This is a genomic window from Jannaschia seosinensis, from assembly GCF_001408515.1.
Taxonomy (GTDB): domain Bacteria; phylum Pseudomonadota; class Alphaproteobacteria; order Rhodobacterales; family Rhodobacteraceae; genus Jannaschia; species Jannaschia seosinensis.
The window spans coordinates 1-3,187 of sequence record NZ_CYPR01000104.1; the positions used below are offsets into that span (position 1 = coordinate 1).

3 protein-coding genes are annotated in these 3,187 nt (G+C 61.4%); all 3 read left to right on the forward strand.

Going from position 1 to position 3,187, the window contains the following annotated elements:
* The coding region (locus tag JSE7799_RS08450) for a transposase (protein ID WP_144431621.1) at nucleotides 1-434 on the forward strand (434 nt) is incomplete at its 5' end.
* A 321-nt stretch (nucleotides 435-755) separates the two neighbouring features.
* Complete coding sequence (locus JSE7799_RS08455) at nucleotides 756-2,471, forward strand: ABC transporter ATP-binding protein (RefSeq protein ID WP_055663218.1); 1,716 nt, start codon at nucleotides 756-758, stop codon at nucleotides 2,469-2,471.
* A 440-nt stretch (nucleotides 2,472-2,911) separates the two neighbouring features.
* Nucleotides 2,912-3,187: transposase (locus tag JSE7799_RS19680; RefSeq protein WP_245624839.1), on the forward strand; the 276-nt coding region annotated here is incomplete at its 3' end.

Sequence of the window (3,187 nt, forward strand, 5' to 3'; positions counted from 1 at the left end):
TCATCGCCCGCGTCGAGGTTGGCCCCATGGGTCGGGACACCCGCTACATCGTCACCAACCTCGAGGGCGGTCGCGGTAAGCACCTTTACGAGAAGCTCTATTCCGCTCGCGGCCAGGCCGAGAACCACATCAAGGCGTGGAAGGCCCACCTCGCATCAGACCGGACGTCGTGCTCGAAAGCCAACGCCAATCAGATGCGCCTGATGCTGCACGGCTGCGCCTACTGGATTTGGTGGAAGCTCCGCGCGGCTTGCCCAAAACGTTCACCATGGCGCCGCGCCCAGTTCGACACGCTGCGGCTGCATCTCGTCAAGCTGGCCGCCACCATCGTCGAAAAGAAGACCCGGATCATCGTGACCCTGCCGGCATCGTGTCCCCGAAAGGGACTTCTCCTCCTTCTCTTCGACGCCCTCGCCCCACCGAAAACAGCCTGACGCATGCGCCCCGACAAACCCAGAAACATCAACCCGTATCGCCCAAGACCCAAGTCACCGGCCGGCATGCCAACCGGACGCAAACACCGGGTGCGCGCAAGAAAACCGAGACCGGGGAAACCATCCCACGGAGCACAAGTCCGCAGCTTCATGAATTATGCGGGTTAGACCGGATTGGCGGAAGAGGCGAGGCGACCTTCCGATGCGAGAGTGGACCCGGCAGCCTAAAGCGTTTAACCAGCCGACGCACTCCAGACGAGAACGGTTACCGGCTTGGCACGCAAGACTGACAGCGCAGCGCGGACCTTGACGGACCGTCAGATGTTCGGCCGCTTCTGGCGGGAGTACCTGAAAGGTCAGACACCGAAACTTGCATTCGCAGCCATTCTGATGGTTATCGAAGGCAGCACCCTCGGCGCGCTGTCCTACATGCTCAAACCGGTCTTCGACCTCGTGTTCGTGCAGGGGCGCGAGGACGCCATCGTGTGGGTCGGAATCGGCATCTTTATGCTGTTCCTCATCCGGGCGGTGACGGGGATCGCCCAGCGGGTGATCATGACGCGCATTGCGACGACGACGAGCACGACGATGCAGAGCAACCTCCTGCGTCACGTTCTCACGCTCGACGCGAGCTTCTTTCAGAAGATGCCGCCGGGTACACTGATTTCTCGGGTCAATTCGGACGCCAATGCAACGCAGGGTATATGGTCTGCACTGATCCTCGGGGCAGGGCGGGATCTGGTCGCGCTGGTTTCTCTCTTCGCGGTGGCCGTTTCGGTCGATCCCTTCTGGACGCTTCTGGCCATGGCGGGGACGCCGCTGCTGATCGCGCCGAACCTGATCCTGCAGCGTTACCTGCGCAAGAAAAGCGCGCGATTGCGCGATCTCGCTGCCGCGCGCACCACGCGGCTTGACGAGACGTTTCACGGCATTGGACCGGTAAAGCTGAACGGCCTTGAGGGATATCAAAGCGATCGCTTCTCACGGCTGACTTCGGATTACGTGACAGCGCGGATCAAGGCCTCGGCTGGTTCGGCAATGTTGCCAGGATTGATCGACCTCGCGGTCGGGCTCGGGTTCTTCTGCGTCCTATACTTCGGCGGACGTGATATCATCGCGGGCACGAAGACCGTCGGCGATTTCATGGCGTTCTTCAGCGCGATGACCTTGGCATTTCAGCCGTTGCGGCGTCTGGGCGGCCTCGTCGGAACCTGGCAGAAGGCTGCCGCGAGCCTTGAGCGTGTCTTCGGCCTCTTCGACACCCGCCCGGTGGTCGCGGCTCCGGCAAGCCAGCCCCAAATTCCCGACCTACCGGATACGACCATCCGCTTTGAAGACGTTCATCTCTCATACGACGATGCCAAGGTGCTTCGCGGCATCGATTTCGTGGCCGAAGCGGGAAAGGTCACGGCGCTGGTCGGCCCATCGGGCGCTGGCAAGAGCACGATTTTCAACGTCCTGACGCGACTGGTTGAGCCGAGCGCCGGAGAGGTCTCGATCGGAGGCAAGAACCTCCGGGACATCGAGATCGGGGGGCTGCGCGCGATGATATCGGTGGTCAGCCAGGATGCGCTGCTGTTCGATGAGACCATCCGCGAAAATATTGTTCTCGGTCGCAAGGACGTTTCCGAGGAAGCACTGCGGCGCGCCATGGATGCAGCGTTCGTCAGCGACTTCGTCGATACGTTTCCTGATGGACTTTCCACGATGGTCGGTCCGCGCGGGTCCAGCCTGTCTGGGGGGCAGCGGCAGCGGATCGTGATTGCCCGCGCAATCCTTCGCGATACACCGATCCTGTTGCTCGACGAGGCGACGTCGGCCTTGGACACGGCGGTGGAGCAGAAGGTGCAGGAAGGCATCCGGACCCTGTCACGTGACAGGACAGTTTTAGTCATCGCGCATCGTCTGTCAACCATCGTGAACGCTGATCGGATCGTCGCCGTCGAGCAGGGACGCGTTGTCGAGACAGGGCGGCACGAGGAGCTTCTGGCGAAGAAGGGGCTCTACGCCCATCTACAATCGCGACTCGAAGAATAGCCGCATTAATCAGTAAGCTGCCTCCGGTGAGTTGATGTTGGAGACACCGGCTGCGGCAGCTGTCGCGTCATAGAAAAAAACACCGACCGACCCGCTGACCCGGAGCGTCAGCCGCCGTTGCTGAGCGCTGGCGGGATAGGTCGCAATGCGCTCGAAAATATTTCTTTTCCTGACGAAAGGATTATCGGGGCGTAACTTAGGCCTGCCGACACTTATAGTCTCAAGAGCCGGGTTTTGATCTGATCGCCGACGTGGTGCGCCTAACCCGCATAATTCATGAAGCTGCGGACTTGTGCTCCGTGGGATGGTTTCCCCGGTCTCGGTTTTCTTGCGCGCACCCGGTGTTTGCGTCCGGTTGGCCGTATGCCTCCGCCGAGGGCCGTCTGACCGACCCACCCGGCTGCCTTTAAGAGCATGAAGCTATGACAGACCATAGCTTCATGTCCCAAGTAGAGGTTCTTTCGGTCACGGATACCGGCCGGCGGCGTCGGTGGACTGACGCCGAGAAGGTGCGGATCGTTGAGGAGAGCTATGCGGCGCCTCGGATGGCAGCAGCGACGGCACGACGCTACGAGATCTCTCGTTCGCTTCTCACACGGTGGCGTCGCCTGGCACGTGAGGGCCTTCTGATCGGCAATGGGGACCGGGCGCATTTCACGGCGGTTACCGTGAGGCCGGAAGTCGCCGCCGAGCCAGCAACCACCGATGCGCAGTTT

Bases quoted from the DNA above. Each gene is read 5' to 3' on its own strand.
- JSE7799_RS08455 (WP_055663218.1), top strand. From the start codon at position 756: ATGTTCGGCCGCTTCTGGCGGGAGTACCTGAAAGGTCAGACACCGAAA.